Annotated in this window: 21 protein-coding genes; 8 read left to right on the top strand and 13 right to left on the bottom strand. The window is 42.9% G+C overall.

What is annotated here, in order from left to right; all coding sequences use genetic code 11:
• Positions 1-35 precede the first annotated feature (35 nt).
• From BLW29_RS01270 to BLW29_RS01260, 3 genes are all read right to left on the bottom strand, one after another.
• Positions 36-1,250, bottom strand: a complete 1,215-nt coding sequence (locus BLW29_RS01270; protein ID WP_090975524.1) for a Ger(x)C family spore germination protein — start codon at positions 1,248-1,250, stop codon at positions 36-38.
• Positions 1,201-2,649 (bottom strand): spore germination protein, encoded by a 1,449-nt coding sequence (locus BLW29_RS01265; RefSeq protein ID WP_177186431.1) that lies wholly within the window; start codon positions 2,647-2,649, stop codon positions 1,201-1,203. Before BLW29_RS01265 ends, BLW29_RS01270 begins: the two co-directional genes overlap by 50 nt.
• 170 nt (positions 2,650-2,819) lie before the next feature.
• Positions 2,820-3,152 carry a thioredoxin family protein gene (locus tag BLW29_RS01260; RefSeq protein WP_177186430.1) on the bottom strand — a complete coding sequence of 111 codons (333 nt, stop codon included), beginning with the start codon at positions 3,150-3,152 and terminating at the stop codon, positions 2,820-2,822.
• A gap of 171 nt (positions 3,153-3,323) precedes the next feature.
• Here BLW29_RS01260 and BLW29_RS01255 point away from each other — a divergent pair, with 171 nt between their 5' ends.
• Positions 3,324-3,671 (top strand): putative quinol monooxygenase, encoded by a 348-nt coding sequence (locus BLW29_RS01255; protein WP_177186429.1) that lies wholly within the window; start codon positions 3,324-3,326, stop codon positions 3,669-3,671.
• Between the two features lie 27 nt (positions 3,672-3,698).
• On the opposite strand, the gene BLW29_RS01250 is transcribed toward BLW29_RS01255, so the two are convergent.
• Positions 3,699-4,424 carry a pirin family protein gene (locus BLW29_RS01250; protein WP_090975520.1) on the bottom strand — a complete coding sequence of 242 codons (726 nt, stop codon included), beginning with the start codon at positions 4,422-4,424 and terminating at the stop codon, positions 3,699-3,701.
• A gap of 143 nt (positions 4,425-4,567) precedes the next feature.
• The gene (locus BLW29_RS01245; protein ID WP_090975519.1) at positions 4,568-5,314 is read right to left on the bottom strand and encodes an SDR family NAD(P)-dependent oxidoreductase; all 747 of its coding nucleotides are present in this window, start codon (positions 5,312-5,314) and stop codon (positions 4,568-4,570) included.
• Positions 5,315-5,646: 332 nt separating this feature from the next.
• Between BLW29_RS01245 and BLW29_RS01240 the strand changes: the two genes are divergently transcribed.
• Together BLW29_RS01240 and BLW29_RS01235 are read left to right on the top strand one after the other, a co-directional pair.
• The gene (locus BLW29_RS01240) at positions 5,647-6,003 is read left to right on the top strand and encodes a pyridoxamine 5'-phosphate oxidase family protein (RefSeq protein ID WP_090975518.1); all 357 of its coding nucleotides are present in this window, start codon (positions 5,647-5,649) and stop codon (positions 6,001-6,003) included.
• 533 nt (positions 6,004-6,536) lie between these two features.
• On the top strand, positions 6,537-6,995 hold the full coding sequence (locus tag BLW29_RS01235) for a cupin domain-containing protein (protein ID WP_177186428.1): 459 nt from the start codon (positions 6,537-6,539) through the stop codon (positions 6,993-6,995).
• Between the two features lie 104 nt (positions 6,996-7,099).
• On the opposite strand, the gene BLW29_RS01230 is transcribed toward BLW29_RS01235, so the two are convergent.
• Positions 7,100-7,741: a cysteine hydrolase family protein gene (locus BLW29_RS01230; RefSeq protein WP_090975516.1), complete on the bottom strand. Its 642-nt coding sequence runs from the start codon at positions 7,739-7,741 to the stop codon at positions 7,100-7,102.
• A 221-nt stretch (positions 7,742-7,962) separates the two neighbouring features.
• Between BLW29_RS01230 and BLW29_RS01225 the strand changes: the two genes are divergently transcribed.
• Positions 7,963-8,583 (top strand): cysteine hydrolase family protein, encoded by a 621-nt coding sequence (locus tag BLW29_RS01225; RefSeq protein WP_090975515.1) that lies wholly within the window; start codon positions 7,963-7,965, stop codon positions 8,581-8,583.
• A gap of 204 nt (positions 8,584-8,787) precedes the next feature.
• Positions 8,788-9,375: a YjgB family protein gene (locus BLW29_RS01220; RefSeq protein WP_090975514.1), complete on the top strand. Its 588-nt coding sequence runs from the start codon at positions 8,788-8,790 to the stop codon at positions 9,373-9,375.
• 65 nt (positions 9,376-9,440) lie between these two features.
• On the opposite strand, the gene BLW29_RS01215 is transcribed toward BLW29_RS01220, so the two are convergent.
• From BLW29_RS01215 to BLW29_RS01200, 4 genes are all read right to left on the bottom strand, one after another.
• Positions 9,441-10,274, bottom strand: coding sequence for a sulfite exporter TauE/SafE family protein (locus BLW29_RS01215; protein WP_256208249.1), 834 nt, complete (start codon positions 10,272-10,274; stop codon positions 9,441-9,443).
• A 200-nt stretch (positions 10,275-10,474) separates the two neighbouring features.
• Positions 10,475-11,221 (bottom strand): SDR family NAD(P)-dependent oxidoreductase, encoded by a 747-nt coding sequence (locus BLW29_RS01210; protein ID WP_090975513.1) that lies wholly within the window; start codon positions 11,219-11,221, stop codon positions 10,475-10,477.
• 107 nt (positions 11,222-11,328) lie between these two features.
• Complete coding sequence (locus tag BLW29_RS01205; protein ID WP_090977018.1) at positions 11,329-12,015, bottom strand: Crp/Fnr family transcriptional regulator; 687 nt, start codon at positions 12,013-12,015, stop codon at positions 11,329-11,331.
• A gap of 147 nt (positions 12,016-12,162) precedes the next feature.
• Positions 12,163-12,864 carry a Crp/Fnr family transcriptional regulator gene (locus BLW29_RS01200; RefSeq protein ID WP_090975512.1) on the bottom strand — a complete coding sequence of 234 codons (702 nt, stop codon included), beginning with the start codon at positions 12,862-12,864 and terminating at the stop codon, positions 12,163-12,165.
• A gap of 203 nt (positions 12,865-13,067) precedes the next feature.
• On the opposite strand from BLW29_RS01200, the gene BLW29_RS01195 reads away from it, so the two are divergent.
• Entirely contained in the window at positions 13,068-14,039 is a 972-nt protein-coding gene (locus BLW29_RS01195) for an SLAC1 anion channel family protein (RefSeq protein ID WP_256208248.1), read from the top strand.
• Positions 14,040-14,118: 79 nt separating this feature from the next.
• Positions 14,119-15,066, top strand: a complete 948-nt coding sequence (gene trxB, locus BLW29_RS01190) for a thioredoxin-disulfide reductase (RefSeq protein ID WP_090975510.1) — start codon at positions 14,119-14,121, stop codon at positions 15,064-15,066.
• Between the two features lie 104 nt (positions 15,067-15,170).
• Here trxB and BLW29_RS01185 read toward each other — a convergent pair whose 3' ends face one another.
• The 3 genes from BLW29_RS01185 to BLW29_RS01175 all read right to left on the bottom strand — a co-directional run bounded on the left by BLW29_RS01185 (position 15,171) and on the right by BLW29_RS01175 (position 16,670).
• Entirely contained in the window at positions 15,171-15,506 is a 336-nt protein-coding gene (locus tag BLW29_RS01185; RefSeq protein ID WP_090975509.1) for a hypothetical protein, read from the bottom strand.
• A 12-nt stretch (positions 15,507-15,518) separates the two neighbouring features.
• A complete protein-coding gene (locus BLW29_RS01180) occupies positions 15,519-16,244 on the bottom strand; it encodes a pirin family protein (protein ID WP_090975508.1) in 726 nt (241 codons plus the stop codon).
• A 90-nt stretch (positions 16,245-16,334) separates the two neighbouring features.
• Positions 16,335-16,670 carry a thioredoxin family protein gene (locus tag BLW29_RS01175; RefSeq protein ID WP_090975507.1) on the bottom strand — a complete coding sequence of 112 codons (336 nt, stop codon included), beginning with the start codon at positions 16,668-16,670 and terminating at the stop codon, positions 16,335-16,337.
• 288 nt (positions 16,671-16,958) lie between these two features.
• Here BLW29_RS01175 and BLW29_RS01170 point away from each other — a divergent pair, with 288 nt between their 5' ends.
• Complete coding sequence (locus tag BLW29_RS01170; RefSeq protein ID WP_090975506.1) at positions 16,959-18,113, top strand: MFS transporter; 1,155 nt, start codon at positions 16,959-16,961, stop codon at positions 18,111-18,113.
• The last annotated feature ends 94 nt before the right edge of the window (positions 18,114-18,207 follow it).

Here is an 18,207-nt window from a genome sequence, read left to right as displayed (position 1 = left end):
CATAAGGAGCAGAGAAAAATAGCTAGATTAAACAGTTACGACTCCTCCTTTATGGACGTAGTCATGCCGGATTTTTCAAACAGAACGGTGACATGAACTTGGATCGGAATCAGAGGGTAAAGAGTCTCCCAATCCTTTTGAATGGTTTTCCATGCTTTCGGATGATACTGACTGTAATAATCGGAGAATCCAAAAACATCTATTTTCATTTTTTTCTGAAAAAATGCCAAACTCTTCTTTATTTTTTTCTCCAAATGACCGGAGGCCGCTTGTTCCATTTGTGAAATTACGTTCGAATCACCGACATCTGAATCATCATTGATATCCTCCACGGAAGCCGTGTATTTCAGATACACACTCATTTGGGGTTTTCCATTCTGGATATCACCATGAATTTCCAAATCCTTCTCATGGAATAATGCTGAAAATACCGTACCGTTCTTCGAGTGAACGACATCATTGAACTCAATGTTCTTCCATACTTTCCTCTTAGACAAGGAGTTAAGAATCAATACATCATTGCCCTCCGCCCATCCTGCAAATTTCTGTTTGTAGATAACGGCCCCTCCGGTTACAAAGAGAAACTCTTTTTTACTTGTCTCCGATGATTTTATCTTTATTCGGCCTGACACAAACCCCCGATTAGGATTCTCGAATAAATCCACAAAGTCTTTAATGGTTAACGCTACTTCTTGACCGGACAGCTTGTTATTGCGGACTTGGCCTAGTAAGTCGTTAGGTAACATATCACCGGACTCCGTACCGAGCTTGAGTTTATCTGAAGCCTTCCCATGCACGATAATGGGATATGCAGTAATCCGAAATTCTCTCTTTCTCGATAAGTAGTCCACCACCTCGAATAGAGCATATCTTGCCGCGCTCTCGCTGATGATGAAAAATTTGTTATGCTGGAAAATCAATTTCTTCCCCACGCGTGATCGCATTTTTCTTGCAGCATCAAGCGGTGTTGCGCCAGTAGCGCTTGAAACCCACTGCGTAAGGTTCGAACTCTTTTCTTGACTCGTATTCGAGGGCATCACGCAAAAGGCGCTGAACGCAAATTTTTTCGTATCGGCATTGTAGTCGATTGCGGTTGCTGTTACCAAAGCAATATCGCTGATTTCGTTTACGTCCGGTGAACATCCTGCGAGTGTAACCAGACAAAAGCACACTATAAGAAGACGAGCTATGTTTCTAAGACTAATCCCATTCCTTGCCTTGATAATAATGAGATTGTCTAACGGGTGCATGTAATTCACTCCTTTTCAATCTTGCTCTGTATCTGACTGGGGGCAAGAAGATTTTCATTATTGAATTCTTATAACCTTCTGACCCGATCGGATCCAGATATAGAACGCCGCAAAACCGTAAAGAGCAAACGTGGAAAATGACAATAAACATACCTATGGACAATCCGAACATCCCAGTAAGTGCCGTCAAGAACATTAAAGGGAAACGCAACAATCGAAGTGCGATAGCCGTGCTGTAGTAAGGGATTGTAAAAGATGCAATTCCCGTCATGGCAACGACAATTACCATAGGACGAGAAACGATCCCGGATTGAACGGCTGCTTCCCCGATGATTAACGCTCCTACGATACTGACGGATTGCCCCATAATGCGAGGCAGACGCATACTCGCTTCCCGCAGCACTTCGAAAGCGACCTCCATGATCAACGCTTCAATGAATGTAGGAAATGGAATTCCTGCCTTTGCAGATAGAAACGTCATTAACAACGGCGTGGGAATCATTTCGAGATGGAACGTAGTCAATGCAATATAAAATGAAGGACCGACTAATGAAACAATTAAAGTAATGAATCGTATAATACGCAAAAAATTAGCAAAGTAAAACCGTTCATACTGGTCTTCGCTGGGATGAAGCATTTCAAAAAACGTGCTCGGGGTTATAAGGGCATTAGGCGTACCATCCGTCATAATAACCATCTTGCCCCTATTCATTGCCGTAACGACCCGATCAGGTCTTTCCGTATTCAGTAATTGCGGGAATGGCGAAAACGTGCTGTCTTGAATCCATTCTTCGATCTGCATGCTGTCCGATAGCACGTCTAATTGAATAGAATCCATACGTTGTCTAAGCTCGTTCAACACCTTGGGATCGGTTCTGTCATCCAGATAAAGAAGCATCACTTTCGTTTGGCTGTCTTTCCCGATTACATACGATGTCGCTTTCAATTGCGGCGACTTTATCCGCCGCAGCACCATACCTAAGTTTGTTTGCAAGTCCTCCGTAAAAGCTTCGCGCGGGCCGCGAATGTTAAGTTCAACCTGCGGTTCGTCTATTGCCCGCGTTTCGAAGCCTGGCAATTTCATGGCGTAAGCCTGGGCATGTCCGTTTATGAGCAATACAAAATTAGCATCTGCGAGATGGTTTATGATTTCTTGGATTTCCGCGAGGATGGTGACGTCACCAAGTGTATGCAGCGATTCCAATAAGACATCTCCAGCGGGCCCACTGTTTTCCTGTAAATCCTTATTCATTTTTCGAATGATGAATTGGTTTAATCGTTTTTCATCCACGAGCGAATTCAAATAGAGGACCACGGCTTCGTCTGTGGCATCTGATATTCCTATATGTTGGATCATAAACAAATCGTTTCCGGTATAATGGCGCTTCAGCTCTTGCAAATTTATGCAGCTTGACGAATGCAATGATTCCATTTAAATTCCCCCCTTCTTATCCCCCCAGTATGTCCTTAATATGGAATATGATTCGCTATGGACGAATGTAAGAAAACACAAAAAACCTGTTCAATTAGATTGAACAGGTTCTGCGGAAAAGTGTGAGCGATATAAGATTAACAGGTGTCTCCAATGCCTGAATAACGGAGAATCGTCTGCTTCAGATTGTCTTTCGTTTGAAAGCCGATTAGTGTCTCTACTTGATAACCATCCTTAAATAACATTAATGTCGGTGTGTTCGTCACGCTGTATGTCGAGGCAAGTACTCCTTCTTGTTCACTATCAACTTGAACAAGTGTTGCTTGATGCCTTACTTCATCGGCTAGCTCTTCAAGTAAATAAAGCTGGTTTTGACAAGTTTCACATTCGGATTTAATAAAGCACACTAGTGTAAGGCCATGATCTATTTGTGCTTGGAAGTTTTCTTGAATTAATGAAAATACCTTCATCAGTTCTCCTCCTAAAATGTTGATAATCAGCTTGCAATGCAATTCATACATTTCACAAATCTTTTTGAATTTATACAAACGGCGGTATTGAATAATTCTAATGAACTGGAGGGTAATTTAAGGTGTTCCCGGGAAACATAAAATAAATTGAACTTAAAAGGAGTAATGATAATGAATTCAAAAGAACAGAGCGTAATAATTGCGCGCTTTCAATTAAAGCCTAACTCCGACAAACAAGCTTTTTTCGAGAATCTAAAGCCATTGTTTGACACCATGTCAAAAGAACCAACATTTGTAAATGGAATTGTTCATGAGAATGTCGACAATCCGGATGAAATTGTATTCTATGAAATATGGAACTGTTCTAAAGAAAAATGGCTTGCGGAAGAGGAATCGAAAGCTTATCGTCAAGGTCCATATACTAAGGCAGCAGAGTTTTTAATGGGAAGAGAGCTTAGTTTCTACACACCGACTGCTGAGTGGGGAACTGAGATTACTGTAGGCGAGCATTTTTCTTGAAGCAATACAACTAAATTGATCAACTCTTCAAGGCAAGTCGATTAACATAAAAAAGGTTTCAGTCTGTTCGTGTACACCTTCAAGTGTCAAGTTCGTTTCATTCACAATGCGTGCGGAATCCCGTTTGTATAATGCCGCCCCTTCTCCTATCTCATTAGATAAGCTTAGGCATCCCTCGATTACGAACAAAAATACTCTTCTTCCTTGTTTTTGTTCGAACGTAATGGTCGAGCCTTGTTTCAGCTTACTTAAATAAACCGTCATATCCTGGTGTAATTTAGCGACTTTGTTTTCCATTGCATGGCTGGATGCGATCGGCAGCAAACACCTTGAGAGCGCGTCAACTTCAAAGCTTGTCGCCTCATAGGACGGAGTTAGACCTCTTCGTTCAGGCTCGAACCATAATTGAAGGAAGTTTACATCGTCGGTTTTAGATGGATTATGTTCCATATGCACTACCCCAGTGCCGGCCGACATGCGTTGTACACTTCCGTATCTCGTATGCATCACATTTCCGAGGTTGTCCTCATGCCGTAGTTGCCCATTAAGAACTATTGATAGTATTTCCATGTCGCTATGAGAATGTGGCCCAAACCCACGCTGAGGTGAAATGGTGTCATCATTCAAGACTCGCATCGGTCCAAAAGAAGTATTCACTTCATCGCTTTGATTTCCAAACGGAAAACTATGATGTGCTCTTAGCCAACCAAAGTCAAATGAGTTTCTAGACTCTGCCGGATACACATGTATCAATTGAAATCGACTCCTTATTCCTATTTTCAAATTTAGGGAGCGGTTCTAACATCCCTATAATGAAAATCAGGCAGAGAAATAAATTTCTCTGCCTGATTTGATGTATGATCATGATGTTCGGAAGACCGACTTCAATGATTGCATTAGATTTGAGCCATGCCGCCGTCCACGAAAAGTTCGATGCCATTTACATAGCTGCTTTCCTCGGACGCCAGGAACATAACGGCGTTTGCGATCTCGTCCGTCTTGCCGGTACGGCCCAGCGGAACGTTAACCTTAGCAGATTCAAGGACTAGATCCAGCGCTTCGCCAAACAAATCGTCATACGCAGGCGTATAGACCATACCAGGACTAAGTACATTTAACCGGATATCGGTGCCTTTCAAGTCCATGATCCAGTTCTTCGACATCTGGCGGAGAGCTGCCTTTGTACCGCCGTAGACGCTAAATCCTGCATCCCCGACCGTGCCTGCCGTAGAACCCGTCAAGATAATCGAGCCTTTACCGTTTGGAAACAGCGGCAGTGCTTTTTGGATGGTGAACAAGGTTCCTTTAACATTAACATCGAAGGTCAGGTCGAATTGTTCTTCCGTAATTTGGCCTAGTGGCAGAATGCTGCCGATCCCCGCGTTTGCGAACAGGATATCCAGGTGTCCTTTCTCCTGCTTCACGGCATCATAAAGCTTGTCCAGATCGCTCAGTTTAGAGATGTCGCCTTGAATGCCGGTTACGTTCTTCCCAATCAGCTTCACTGCTGCATCCAATTCGCTTTGACGACGGCCAGTAATGAATACATGCGCACCTTCCTCAACAAAGCGTTGTGCCGTCGTAAGACCGATACCGCTTGTTCCTCCTGTGACGACTGCTACTTTACCTTCGAATTTACCCATTGTATATTCGCTCCCTTGAGATCAAAATTTTTTAATCCAGTGCTCTTAACCGGATGACGTAATCATAAGGGAAACTGCATTTTTCAACAGTAATGTAGATTACATAATCTAAATGCTGCAGAAGAAAATTAATCGCATGACTCATTGACTTAGTAATCCCGCGGATTTTAGCCAGTCTTCTGCGACAATAGGGTTATAAGGAGACATTTCCTTATCCCCCCACATCAGTTGGGTGGCGTTATTAGTTTGAAGTACACCTCTAATTTCAAAAAGCACTACTTACTAAGAAGAACACCAAGGGGGCATCGAAATCCGAACATCGAAGTAACCGCTTGGACCGAGAGCAGGAAAACTGGATTTCGATAGCAGACACTTTCTATATAGGTACCACGAATGATAAAGGAGAGATGGATGCCTCCCATCTCGGTGGGAATCCGGGCTTTATTCGTATCCTTGATGCGGAGACGCTGTTGGTTCCTGATTATCAAGGCAACTCGTTGTACAACACGTTGGGCAATATCCAGTCAAACCCTTTAACGGGTCTTTTATTTATCGATTATAATCATGGTCATTTGCTTCAATTGACTGGGGTAGGCAGTTTAATCTGGGAGGAAGAAGCAGACGATTCCTTCTCAGGTACAGGATTATTAGTTAGAATCCGATCTGTTGCGGTTCATGTAATCCTATGAACTCTCCGGCAATTAGTCCGGCTCTTATCTCCGCTTTCTGCTCATCAAGCACATGTACGAAGCCCGCTTCTCCGGAAAGGAACGTCACCCAAACACTGCCTGTCTGGTCTTTATATGAAATAACCGCGAACTGATGTGTTTTGAGAAAGTTTATTTGAAAACTGGCTGCTCGATCATTTTTGAATTCTGCTCGGCAATCCAACCTTCTCCTGTTAATTGCTGAACGATCCGCTCGCCCTCATGAAACACGTCATGCATATTTATCCCCCGTACGCCAGGATATGTAAATCGGGATTTCCTTCATTCCGTTCCATTGTTATATTTCGCATTATACGGTTCAATCATTCCCCAGTCTCCAACCTAACTTGTATAATAACAATCCGTCTTGAAGATACTTGACCATGGAATATGGAAGAATCACGTATTGAATGTTTCTTGTAAGAAAGATTACAGATACGAAAGCACATTTCGGATATGATGAGGAACATGAATGGAGCACAAAATACATTACACAACATGGAGGAATTACAATTATGTCGACATTTTTAGATGTTATGGGACCACGTATCAAACTTTTGACGGACTTAGCGAATAACCGCGATTATAGCCTTATGGAGGCAGAAGTGCCGCCAGGTGTCGTCGTACCTGTTCATAGTCATGATGACCGCGAAACCTTTGTCGTTCTCGAAGGTCAACTCGAAGCTTTTACGAATGACAGCTGGCAAACCGTTCAAGCCGGACAAACGGTTGATATTCCAGGCCACGTGAAGCATGCTTGGAGAAATTCCACGAATGAAACGGTAAAATTAGTAGTTGCTTCGACTGCGAAAATGGGCGATTTCTTCGTAGAAATCGGCCGTCCAACGGATACGGTTCAGCCTGGCCCTCCTTCACCGGAAGTATTGCAACATTTTGTTCAAGTCGCTATCGCTTACGGCTACTGGCTTGGAACACCGGATGACAATGCATCGATTGGAATCAAACTGGGCTAAGTACATGAACAGCGATTCACGCTCGGATGCCACGACCTTAGAATGAAAATAGCGATTGAACAGAGTTTTTTTCTGTTCAATCGCTATTTTTTTGAGCTATAGCTTTAACTTGGAGAGGTCATATACCTTACAGCCTCGTCTGTCGTCCATGAGCCGCTGCATAATAAGCCGAAATTCACTTTGCCGGCATTGTAAGCATCCATACCTGGCGCACCGGTCGCATCATGAATAACGGCTACCTCAAACCCTTGCTCAACAAGTTCTCTCATATGTGAATCCACGCAAATGTTCGAATTCATACCAGCAAGTAATATTTTGCTTATACCCCTCTTACGCAATTGTAGAACTAAATCATTGGATTCTGGCCCGAAGATTTTGTGTGGGCTCGTAACGACAGTCTTTCCGTCTTCAATGTACGGTTTGAATGCTTCATAAAAATCAGCTTGTGAAGAACGTGGTACATCCTTTTGAGGTCCGTCGACATTAAACATTTTCAAATTATGCATCATTTGTTCGCCTACGCTGACGAAATCCCATTTATGATCATGCGGATAATAATAATGAGGAGAAATAAAGACCTGATATCCGTTCTCTTTGGCAGTCTTAAACACGCGCTCCATATTGGCAATCGTATTTACTTCACGTAAAACTTCCTTTGTTAAATCATAACCTGAACCGTCCTGAGCTAAGAATGCATTTTGGGGATCAGTAACTACGACTGCCGTAGTTTTAGTATCTATTTTCATTTTATAAACCTCCAATAATTTGTGATTACTCGAAAAAGTATCTCCAGAAATCGTAAAATTATTTTTCTATACGTGTTTCCTCATCAACGTTTCATTTTTGCTAGTGGAAGTAAATGGTTAAAAAGGTTACAGCAAGATGTCTCTGTGATGCTACGGAATAAATCCAAGACCGCATTAATATATATTCATGAAAGAATCATGGTCGATCTGGAGGATGAAATATGTTTAAACCGAATCCCGGTAATACAGCCATTGTCATAACAGATCCACAAAATGACTTTCTTTCACCAGGAGGCAAAGGGTATCATTTAACAAAACCTATTATTGATCACTACAATACACTTGGGAACCTTGAACTCTTAATGAGTACGGCCTTGAGTAAGGGATATCAACTATTTATTTCCCCCCATTATATATTTCCGCATGATTATTCTTGGCAATTTACTGGAGCTGAACAAGAAATGTTATTGAAGCTTCGCGTCTATCAAAAACAAAATGACTACACTTCTGTAGGAGCTGATTGGGTACCATCACTCAAGCCATATATTTTATCGAATAGAACAATCATAACAACCGCCCATAAGGTTGCCAGCCCGCAGAACAATGATCTAGTCTACCAATTGCGTCAGCAAAGAAAAGAAAAGATCATTCTGGCCGGTGTCCTGTCAAACATTTGCGTAGAATCGCATATGAGAGACTTAATCGAAAATGGATTCCAAACAGCCGTTGTGTATGATGCCACCGCAGCTATCAATGAATTGAATTTTCAAGCAGCGCTTACAAATTATCAGGCTTTCGCCAGTGCTACCTGGACAACTCAACAAGCGATCTCTCAACTATAAACAATATGGCATCCCGCCTATCATAGAATTATGCAACACCGCACAGAAGTCTGTGCGGTGTTTTTGTACTGAGCAGCAAATTACCTCCCGAGGAGTCACGTCGTCTTAACTTTTTTGTAACTACTTCGTTACTCATTTGTAACGAACTCCGTTTGGATATCGGATAAGATAAGCATGTAAGCAAACAACGAGGAGGAATTTATAATGATCGTATATACATCTGTGAGAAAAACGGCGATTGCCGCGGTGGTTGCCGGAACATTAGCCTTGTCTGCCGTCGCTGCTGTTCCGACTTACGCTGCAACCAGCGCCGCTGCTCCGGTTGATGCACATGCAAAGGCATTCGAAACGCTAATGAGCTTCTACAAACCGGCTCTCCAAGGCCAGTTTCCCAATTTCCATAGTTTTTCACTTGGTACGACTACGCACGGAGCGGTAATTAAGGCGATCGGCGAAGCGGAAGACCCGGCAAAAGATGCAGATGGCTTCGACGTTTATCACGCAGAAATGGGACATCCCGGTTACGCAATCAACTACAAACTGAACAAAATTCGGGAAATGCGCTATCTCGGAACGAACGTTGAGCGCCAGACTAACCTCGGCGGCATCTCGGTTCGCATGCTTCTTCAGCACTGGGGCACACCGAATGAATCTGTTCTGATTAAGTCGGGCAAAACCGTACAGAAGAAAATCACTTATGCCCGGGGCAAGTACCAACTGGAATTTATATTCAATGGCACGACCGGCATGGGACTTGACCATATCAACCTCGTGAACAAGACAGTGAAATAAACCCATAATTGAAAACCACAATGCATGCTCCTCTTGAGCATGCATTGTTTGCATTCCCCCATAAATTAGGTAATGATCATCCTCAAAGCGAACAGCATCAAAGTGCCGCACATGATGCGTATCAGCAGTACGCTGCTGATACGTCTCGAGATGCGTGCGCCGATCCAACCGCCAAGCAGCGCTCCTGGTGCCAGAGACAATACAAGCATCCAATCCCATTCACCACGAATTAGATGCATGCCGCTGCCGAACAATGCCGAAACGAAGATAACCGCCATCGAGGTAGCGGTAGCCATATGCGGCGGGAAGCGGAACAACAACAGCATGGTTGGAATGAGCAAAATACCACCACCAATGCCGAGTAATCCCGCAATCAAGCCGACAGCGCCGCCAATGATCAGTGCCGGAAACACGTTATAACCGTATTCTTGCTCCACACCAGCGGTATCTATGTATTTCCGCACATAACGCCAGTTCCCTTTATAAGGTTTAATTCGTTTTCGAAACAAAAGTAACAGGACCATGAACAGCATGAAATACCCGAATGCCCGCCTGAATATTTCCGGATCGAACAGCGATGTCATGCTAGCACCTAATAATGATAATGGACCGCTTGAGAGCGAGAAGAATAACGCGCTGCGAAGGTCGACTTTGCCCTCCTTCACAAACGTTAGCGTCGATGTAAACGACGTAAACACGAGTGCACCGAGCGATACGCCAACCGCAAGCGCCGTGTCTATATTTTTACCGAGCATGGACGGGCCAAGCAGGATCAACGTGGGCACGATTACAACCCCGCCGCCTAAACCTACAATGGCACCAAATGTCGAAGCGATTAAACCAAGCAAGAACATCACTAGCAGCGCAGGAACATCCCACGACATCATTATTGGATACACTTAGCTGCACCTCGTGTGGCTCTAAATTTTTAATATTTGGCCGTTATGATTCCCTCACAAGTCATAAAGAATCCATTATAGCGACCGCAGCGGTGCTTTTTTTTCTTTATATAACAATGAAAATCAGGCAGAGAAATAAATTTCTCTGCCTGATTTGATGTATGATCATGATGTTCGGAAGACCGACTTCAATGATTGCATTAGATTTGAGCCATGCCGCCGTCCACGAAAAGTTCGATGCCATTTACATAGCTGCTTTCCTCGGACGCCAGGAACATAACGGCGTTTGCGATCTCGTCCGTCTTGCCGGTACGGCCCAGCGGAACGTTAACCTTAGCAGATTCAAGGACTAGATCCAGCGCTTCGCCAAACAAATCGTCATACGCAGGCGTATAGACCATACCAGGACTAAGTACATTTAACCGGATATCGGTGCCTTTCAAGTCCATGATCCAGTTCTTCGACATCTGGCGGAGAGCTGCCTTTGTACCGCCGTAGACGCTAAATCCTGCATCCCCGACCGTGCCTGCCGTAGAACCCGTCAAGATAATCGAGCCTTTACCGTTTGGAAACAGCGGCAGTGCTTTTTGGATGGTGAACAAGGTTCCTTTAACATTAACATCGAAGGTCAGGTCGAATTGTTCTTCCGTAATTTGACCTAGTGGCAGAATGCTGCCAAGCCCCGCGTTGGCGAATAGGATATCCAGGTGTCCTTTCTCCTGCTTCACGGCATCATAAAGCTTGTCCAGATCACTCAGTTTAGAGATGTCGCCTTGAATGCCGGTTACGTTCTTCCCAATCAGCTTCACTGCTGCATCCAATTCGCTTTGACGACGACCAGTAATGAATACATACGCACCTTCCTCAACAAAGCGTTGTGCCGTCGTAAGTCCGATACCGCTTGTTCCTCCTGTGACGACTGCTACCTTACCTTCGAATTTACCCATTGTATATTCGCTCCCTTGAAATCAATTTTTTAATCCAGTGCTCTTAACCGGATGACGTAATCATAAGGCAATATGCGTTTTTCTACAGTAATGTGGATTACATAATCTCAATTCAATTCTTTCATTGCTTTTTGAATATGAATCATGACCATTTTTCTACTGGTTATAAGTATTCCTTCATTGGATAATTCCTGTAAGACAAGCGTCACTGCTTCCCTTGTGGCACCAATCATATTAGCCAATTCTTGATGTGATAGAGGAATATCGATCTTGAGATATCCATCTTGTTCAACACCAAATTTATTGGAAAGTCTGTTGAGAAAGTAAAGCACTTTACCTCGAAGATCTCTAAAGATCAGTTTTTCAACTAATTCATCCTGAATTCGTAATCGTTTGCTTAATTCGGATAAGAACGGTACAGCAAGCTCCGGATATTTAATCATAAGTAGTTCAAATTGTTCATTCGGCATTCGATAGTACATCGTTTCTTCCATCGTTTCCACATAAGTTCCTTTATTGCCTAAGGAGAACGATTCAACTTCGCCAAACACTCCCCCACCGTCAAGAATGCAAACCGTATACTCTTTACCGGCTGAGTTGGTTTTATAGAAGCGAACTTTACCGGAAATGACGAAAAACAGACCATTTTTATCATGACCAGACGTTTGGAGGACGTGTTTTTTCGGTTTCGTAACGAGATTCAAATCATTCATGCTCTTATCCATCTCATCAATGATCTCCGCCGAAAGAGATTCGAATAACTTTATTTGCGACATGCTGAATTTTGATTCCATATGCGCTTCCCTCCTGTGGCCATCATAGCTCAGCATGATGAATTCATCTGTAATCTGGATTACAAAAGGCTCCACATCCAAAAGCAGCTCCCGTATCCGGGAGCTGCTAGTATCCTTAAAGAAGAGCGAATGATTTGCTTTCTTACTTTACGAGTAAGTTACTTCAAGAATTTCCGCTACCTTCAAAGGTGAGATGGAAATCGATTTTCTTCCAGTTTGTATAATATCATTCTTCACAAGTGCCTTTAATATGACAGAGACCGCTTCGCGAGTTGCGCCTACCATATTCGCTAAATCCTGGTGTGTAATTGGCAAGTCAATTCTAATGTTCCCCTCATCTTCGATTCCAAATCGTTCGGATAGCTTGAATAATAGATGAAGGATGCGCTGCCTGAGATCACCAAGGGCTAACTTTTCAAGCATCTCATCTTTATCCTTCAGAACCATACTCAATTCCGATAACATTTTCATAGCCAGCAAAGGCCGTTCTGCTAGGAAGCCTTCAAAGTTTTGTTTAGACACCGAACAAATCAACGTTTCATCCATGGTCTCGATGTAATAACCATTCGTTCCAAAAGAAAAGGTTTCTATCTCCCCGAAGACGTTACCTTTACCTAAAATAACCACAGTAAATTGCTTGCCTTCCGGAGTTACTTTGTATAAACGTACTTTTCCTTCTTTAATAAAATACAATCCGTCTTGAGCGGTATCAGGCGTCTGTATGATACGTCCTCTGGGGACCATATCAAAATGCGTCATTGGAGATATATGATCTAATTCATCAAAATCATCGGGAGTCAGTACGTCAAAAATGCTCATTTTTGATAAATAATATCGTTTATCTAACATTCCGAGGTGCCCGCCTCCTGACGAAGTCGAAGTTTAAACTATAGTTTTTCCAAAAACATAATCACTACTCATCATCATGATTGTTTGTAATGTATATTACTGATCTCAAGAAGAAATCAGATTAAGCTATGTTTGTTCCTGCACTTGGACAAATTACTTGGAAGTCGGGAAATCTGCGACTTATACAGGAAGGGGTATTACAATTGGGATCATTGGAATCGTCAAATCAAAATTCACTACAATTCTTATCTGTTAACTCATTTGGTGCAGTAATGGGACTACTGGGACTTTCATTTGCTTGGAGGCTATCCCATCATTTGTTTGGAACCTCTTCGTTGATTTCAGAACTTATTGGTTTTTTAGGCATCCTAATATTTGTGCTGCTGTGTATCATGTATACGATAAAGTTGGTTAAATACCCCAAAGTTGTTCTTTCAGAATTTTCTAACCCTATTGCCGGTAATTTCTTTGGAGCGGTCACTGTCGCAATCCTGCTTCTATCTGCATTCATTTCGTCCTACAGCCAAATTCTTGGCCAATCATTATGGATTATAGGCACCTGTTTAACATTATTATTAAGTTACTTCTTGGTATCTCGTTTATTCAAAGCGAAACAAGATCTGCTTCATGCTGTCCCCGCCATGTTAATTCCGGTTGTGGCCACTTTAAATGTGCCTGTTACTTCCGTAATCATGCCTTTTGCGTGGGTTCATGAATTGAATATGTTTTGTTTTGCAATAGGTGGCATTTCAGCCCTTATATTCATAACGATTATCATTGCCCGGTTAATTCACCACGAACCTATGGCAGCAGCCATGGCACCATCCTTGTTAATTTTGATTGCTCCATTTGAAGTTGGCTTTCTGGCTTATGTAGATACGACACATTCTGTTGATTTGGTTGCTTCCATTTTGTTTTATTTCGGGCTTTTCTTATTAATGGTGCTATTCCCTAAGGCATCCCATAAATCCATTCCATTCGGCACGGCCTGGTGGGCATTAAGCTTTCCGATGGCTGCTCTTAGCAGTGCATCTTTAAAATACGCATTATTAGTATCCAGTGGGCCGTTGAAGGTGCTTTCGGCACTTATTCTCATCCTGGTTACATTCTTTATTGCCGTTATCTTGATACGGACAATTAGGTACCTGATTAGTGGAAAGCTGCTTCGGGGATAAGAATAAAACACTAAAGAATGATTCATCCTAATTCGGATGGTTTCAATTTGCAGGCATGCATAAATGGAGGCGTACAAATATGAACAAAGTCATTATCATTGGTACCGGTCCAGCAGGGCTTACCGCAGCTATATATTTAGCTCGTGCCAATTTAAATCCTATTATCATCGAAGGTCAAGAACCAGGGGGACAATTGACCACTACCACCGAAGTCGAGAATTTCCCAGGCTTCCCAGAAGGGATTATGGGACCAGATCTCATCGCTAATATGCGTAAACAAGCAGAACGCTTCGGGGCAACTTTTCGTACAGGTTGGGTTAATGGAGTGGAATTGAGTAAACCTCCCTTCAAAGTATTAATTGAAGGAGGCGAGGAGTTGCTTGCCGAGTCGATTATCATTTCTACCGGTGCATCTGCTAAGTATCTAGGGATTCCGGGGGAGCAGGAAAATATCGGACGAGGTGTCAGCACATGTGCAACCTGCGATGGATTCTTCTTCCGTGGTAAAAAAATAATCGTAGTCGGAGGCGGAGACTCCGCAATGGAGGAAGCCCACTTTCTAACAAAGTTTGCAACTGAAGTTCATCTTGTCCATCGCCGTGAGGAGCTCCGAGCCTCGAAAATCATGCAAGACCGTGCACGCAATAATAGTAAAATTACTTGGGGACTTAATAAAGTACCGTTAGAGGTTATTGCAAGCGAGAAAGGCGTAAAGGGTCTTAAAGTATTGAATAACGCTACCGGAAATGAAGAAGTTATAGAGACAGATGGTCTATTTGTTACAATCGGTCATACACCGAACACGGGATTCTTAAATGGACAAATTGATGTTAATGAGATTGGATATATCAATGTAAAACCTGGGACTACAGAGACGAATATTGCCGGTGTATTTGCATGCGGGGATGTCCAAGATAGTAAATATCGTCAAGCAATTACTGCTGCAGGAAGTGGATGTATGGCAGCCTTGGACTGCGAGAAGTACCTCGATGGGCACGCGGTTCAAGATTGGAGTCAAACATTATAAGCATTATTGCAGGTTGCGACTTGCCATAAGGATACTTAAATTCAAAGAGAAATAACAAGATGGTTGTCCCTATAGGGCAACCATCTTGTTGTTTAAAGTCTTATCTACTCTAGGAAATTAGAAGGCAAATAACGAATATCACGGCTGCTGCTGATACTTAATACTCGATCTGTCTCATTGTAATGAAGGTCGCCGTCTCCCGAATAATACCACGTTTTCTGCTGAAGCCCATTCTCAAGCTCGTCAAAAATAAAGACATTCAATTCTTGTCTCCACTTAAGCAACTCATGTATTTCCATTTCCATTTCCATTGGAATATAAACGGTGATTTGCTTCCTACCTGTATCTTGATCCTTCACTTCAAATTGAATGTGCGGATTATCCTGTGTATCTACGAACGTTCGCCCGCCTATAGCATGCTTGATCAAAAATCTGGCCATTGTGGATCCTCCTTAAGGCAAGTCAATTAACATAAAGAACGTTTCTTCTGCTTCTTGTACTCCTTCAAACCTTAAACTCGTTTTGTTCACGATGCGTGCGGAATCCCGTCTGGACAGAAGCGTCGTTGCATCGTTCGTGCCTGCTACCTCTAGCTGTCCTTCAATGACGAATAAGAATACCTTTCTTCCCGGTTGTTGTTGAAATGACACCGTTGAGCCAGGTTTCAGTTTACTTAGATAAACAGTCATATCCTGATGCAATTTTGCGACCGAATGCTCGACCGAATCGCTTGAAGCAATCGGCAACAATTGGCCGGCTAGCGAATTCGGATCATAATTCGTTGTCTCATAAGACGGCTCTAACCCTTTTCTATCTGGCTCGAACCAGAGCTGAAGCAGCGTCACATCTTCGGTATCTGAAGGGTTATGTTCGGTATGCACCACTCCAGTGCCAGCAGACATTCGTTGTACCCCGCCAAATGTGCTCACCATCACGTTTCCCAAGCTGTCCTCGTGACGGAGAGCTCCATCAAGAACAATGGAAAGGATCTCCATGTCGCTATGCGGATGAGCGCCAAAACCACGTTTTGGAGAAATCGTATCATCGTTCATGACGCGCATCGGGCCAAAAGCGGTATTCTCCTCATCAAAGTAATTACCGAATGAAAAGCTATGGCTGCCTTTCAGCCAACCCAGATCGAAGGAGTGTCTCGACTCTGCCGGGTACAAGTTGATCATTATTCTCTCTCCTTATGTTTACGAGATATGAAAATCAGGCAGGGAGCTGTAAATAGTCTCCTCTGCCTGAGCTGAAAACGTCTGTTTAGTTTATTGATGTTCTGAAGGCATATCTAGTTTACTCAGATATTCCCTGATTTGAGCTGGAGTTTTTGCGAATTTGCTATGCAAGTGGTCCAACTTCTCCCCATTCTTGAATACAAGCAAGCTTGGGATTCCTCTAACGTCATACTTTTCTGCGAGCGTCTCGAATTGTTCCGAATCGACGGCGAAGAATGCTTTGTCGCTATTCTCACTGATGATATCTCCGATAAAACGATCAAGATTTTTGCAATCCGGACACCAGGTTGCGTCGAATTTCATGATGGTATAGCTATCTTGACCGATTTGTTCTTGGAATTGTGCTTCATTTTCAATTCTATTCATTGTGTTTCCCTCCTTGTTATGTGCCCATCTTAGCGCAGCAAGCGACATATTTCTGTAAGCTAAATTACGAACAGAAACAGATCGACAATGTCGTTCTTATATTTCGCAAATTTCGGCTTCTGTAATCCAGACTACAAAGTGAATAAATCAGTGCTTATAAATGAACGGGATGTCAATTGTAATCTATCTTACTGCTACCTATCGGGCGATCGTATTACACTATGTTTGTTGCTTCGCAGCTGAACGAAAAGTTCGATTCATTATTATTAAGAAAAGGGGAAACCTAGAATGTTCCGATTATTTATGATCACCTTCGGCATATTTGGAATAATCAATACAGAGCTTGGCATCGTAGGAATCTTGCCTCAAGTTTCTAATGTTTATGGAATCAGCGCTTCTCAAGCTGGTTTGCTGGTCAGTTTATTTGCACTGGTAATCGCGTTATTTGGCCCGTTTATGACGTTGTTGTTCTCGGGGGTCAATCATAAGATAATGATGATCGCCGTGCTTTCCGTTTTCGTTATATGCAGTGTTGTTGGCGCATTTGCACCTAACTATCCAACCTTAGTCATGGCAAGGATAATTCCGGCCTTTCTTCATCCAGTCTATTTCTCGGTCGCCTTTATTGCTGCAGCCAATTCGGTGAACAAAGATCAAAGCATGAAGGCTGTTGGTAAAGTATTCATGGGCGTTACTGCCGGACTCGTGCTTGGCATTCCAGTCACCTCATTTGTTGCAGATATATTCTCCCTTCGGTCCGCATTGTTGTTCTCGGGAGCCATTAACGCAATCGCAATGATAGGAATTGCAGCCTTTCTTCCTTCGATGCCGGTACAAGGAAGAATGTCCTATTCAGCACAACTTGGCATACTGAGAAGACCTCAGATTTGGTTAAGTCTACTCGCATCTACTTTAGTCATGTCCGGTGTATTCTCCGTATACAGCTACTTTGCTGAATACTTGGGTCAAGTCACCCATATGTCAGGAAAACAAATCAGTTTGATGTTGATTGTTTATGGTATTGGCGGCATGATCGGTAATTTAGTGGCCGGTTATGTGTTTAGTAAAAACATGATAAGAACTGCTTTGATTTTCCCCTTTATATTTGGCTTCATTTACTTGATGGTTGATTATTTCGGTCGATATTCGATTTCAATGGCCATACTTGTCTTGCTATGGGGCATTATCACCACGATCGGCCTAAATTTTTCTCAATTATGGATTACATCGATTGCGACCGATGCACCTGAGTTTTCTAACGGCTTATTCGTATCCTTCAGCAATTTAGGAATCACGCTAGGCACCTTTGTTGGAGGTTTATTCATTTCCTATATAGGTCTTGAGCAGATTGCCTGGAGCGGGATTATCCTGCTGGCGCTTGGTGCAATTATGATCGTATGGAGAGTCCGACTTTATGATATGAAGAAGAGTTTGCCACACTAAACCGTCTACTTTCCACAGGTGGTCCAACTTGCCTGCCTGATAGCAGAACAGGCCGCCGGTATCGGCAGCCTGTTCAATATTGCATTTCTTGCAT

Source organism: Paenibacillus sp. CF384 (assembly GCF_900106745.1).
In the GTDB taxonomy this organism is placed as follows: Bacteria; Bacillota; Bacilli; order Paenibacillales; family Paenibacillaceae; genus Paenibacillus_Z.
The sequence above is the reverse complement of the archived record's forward strand: the minus strand, read 5'-3'. Positions and strand labels throughout refer to the sequence as shown.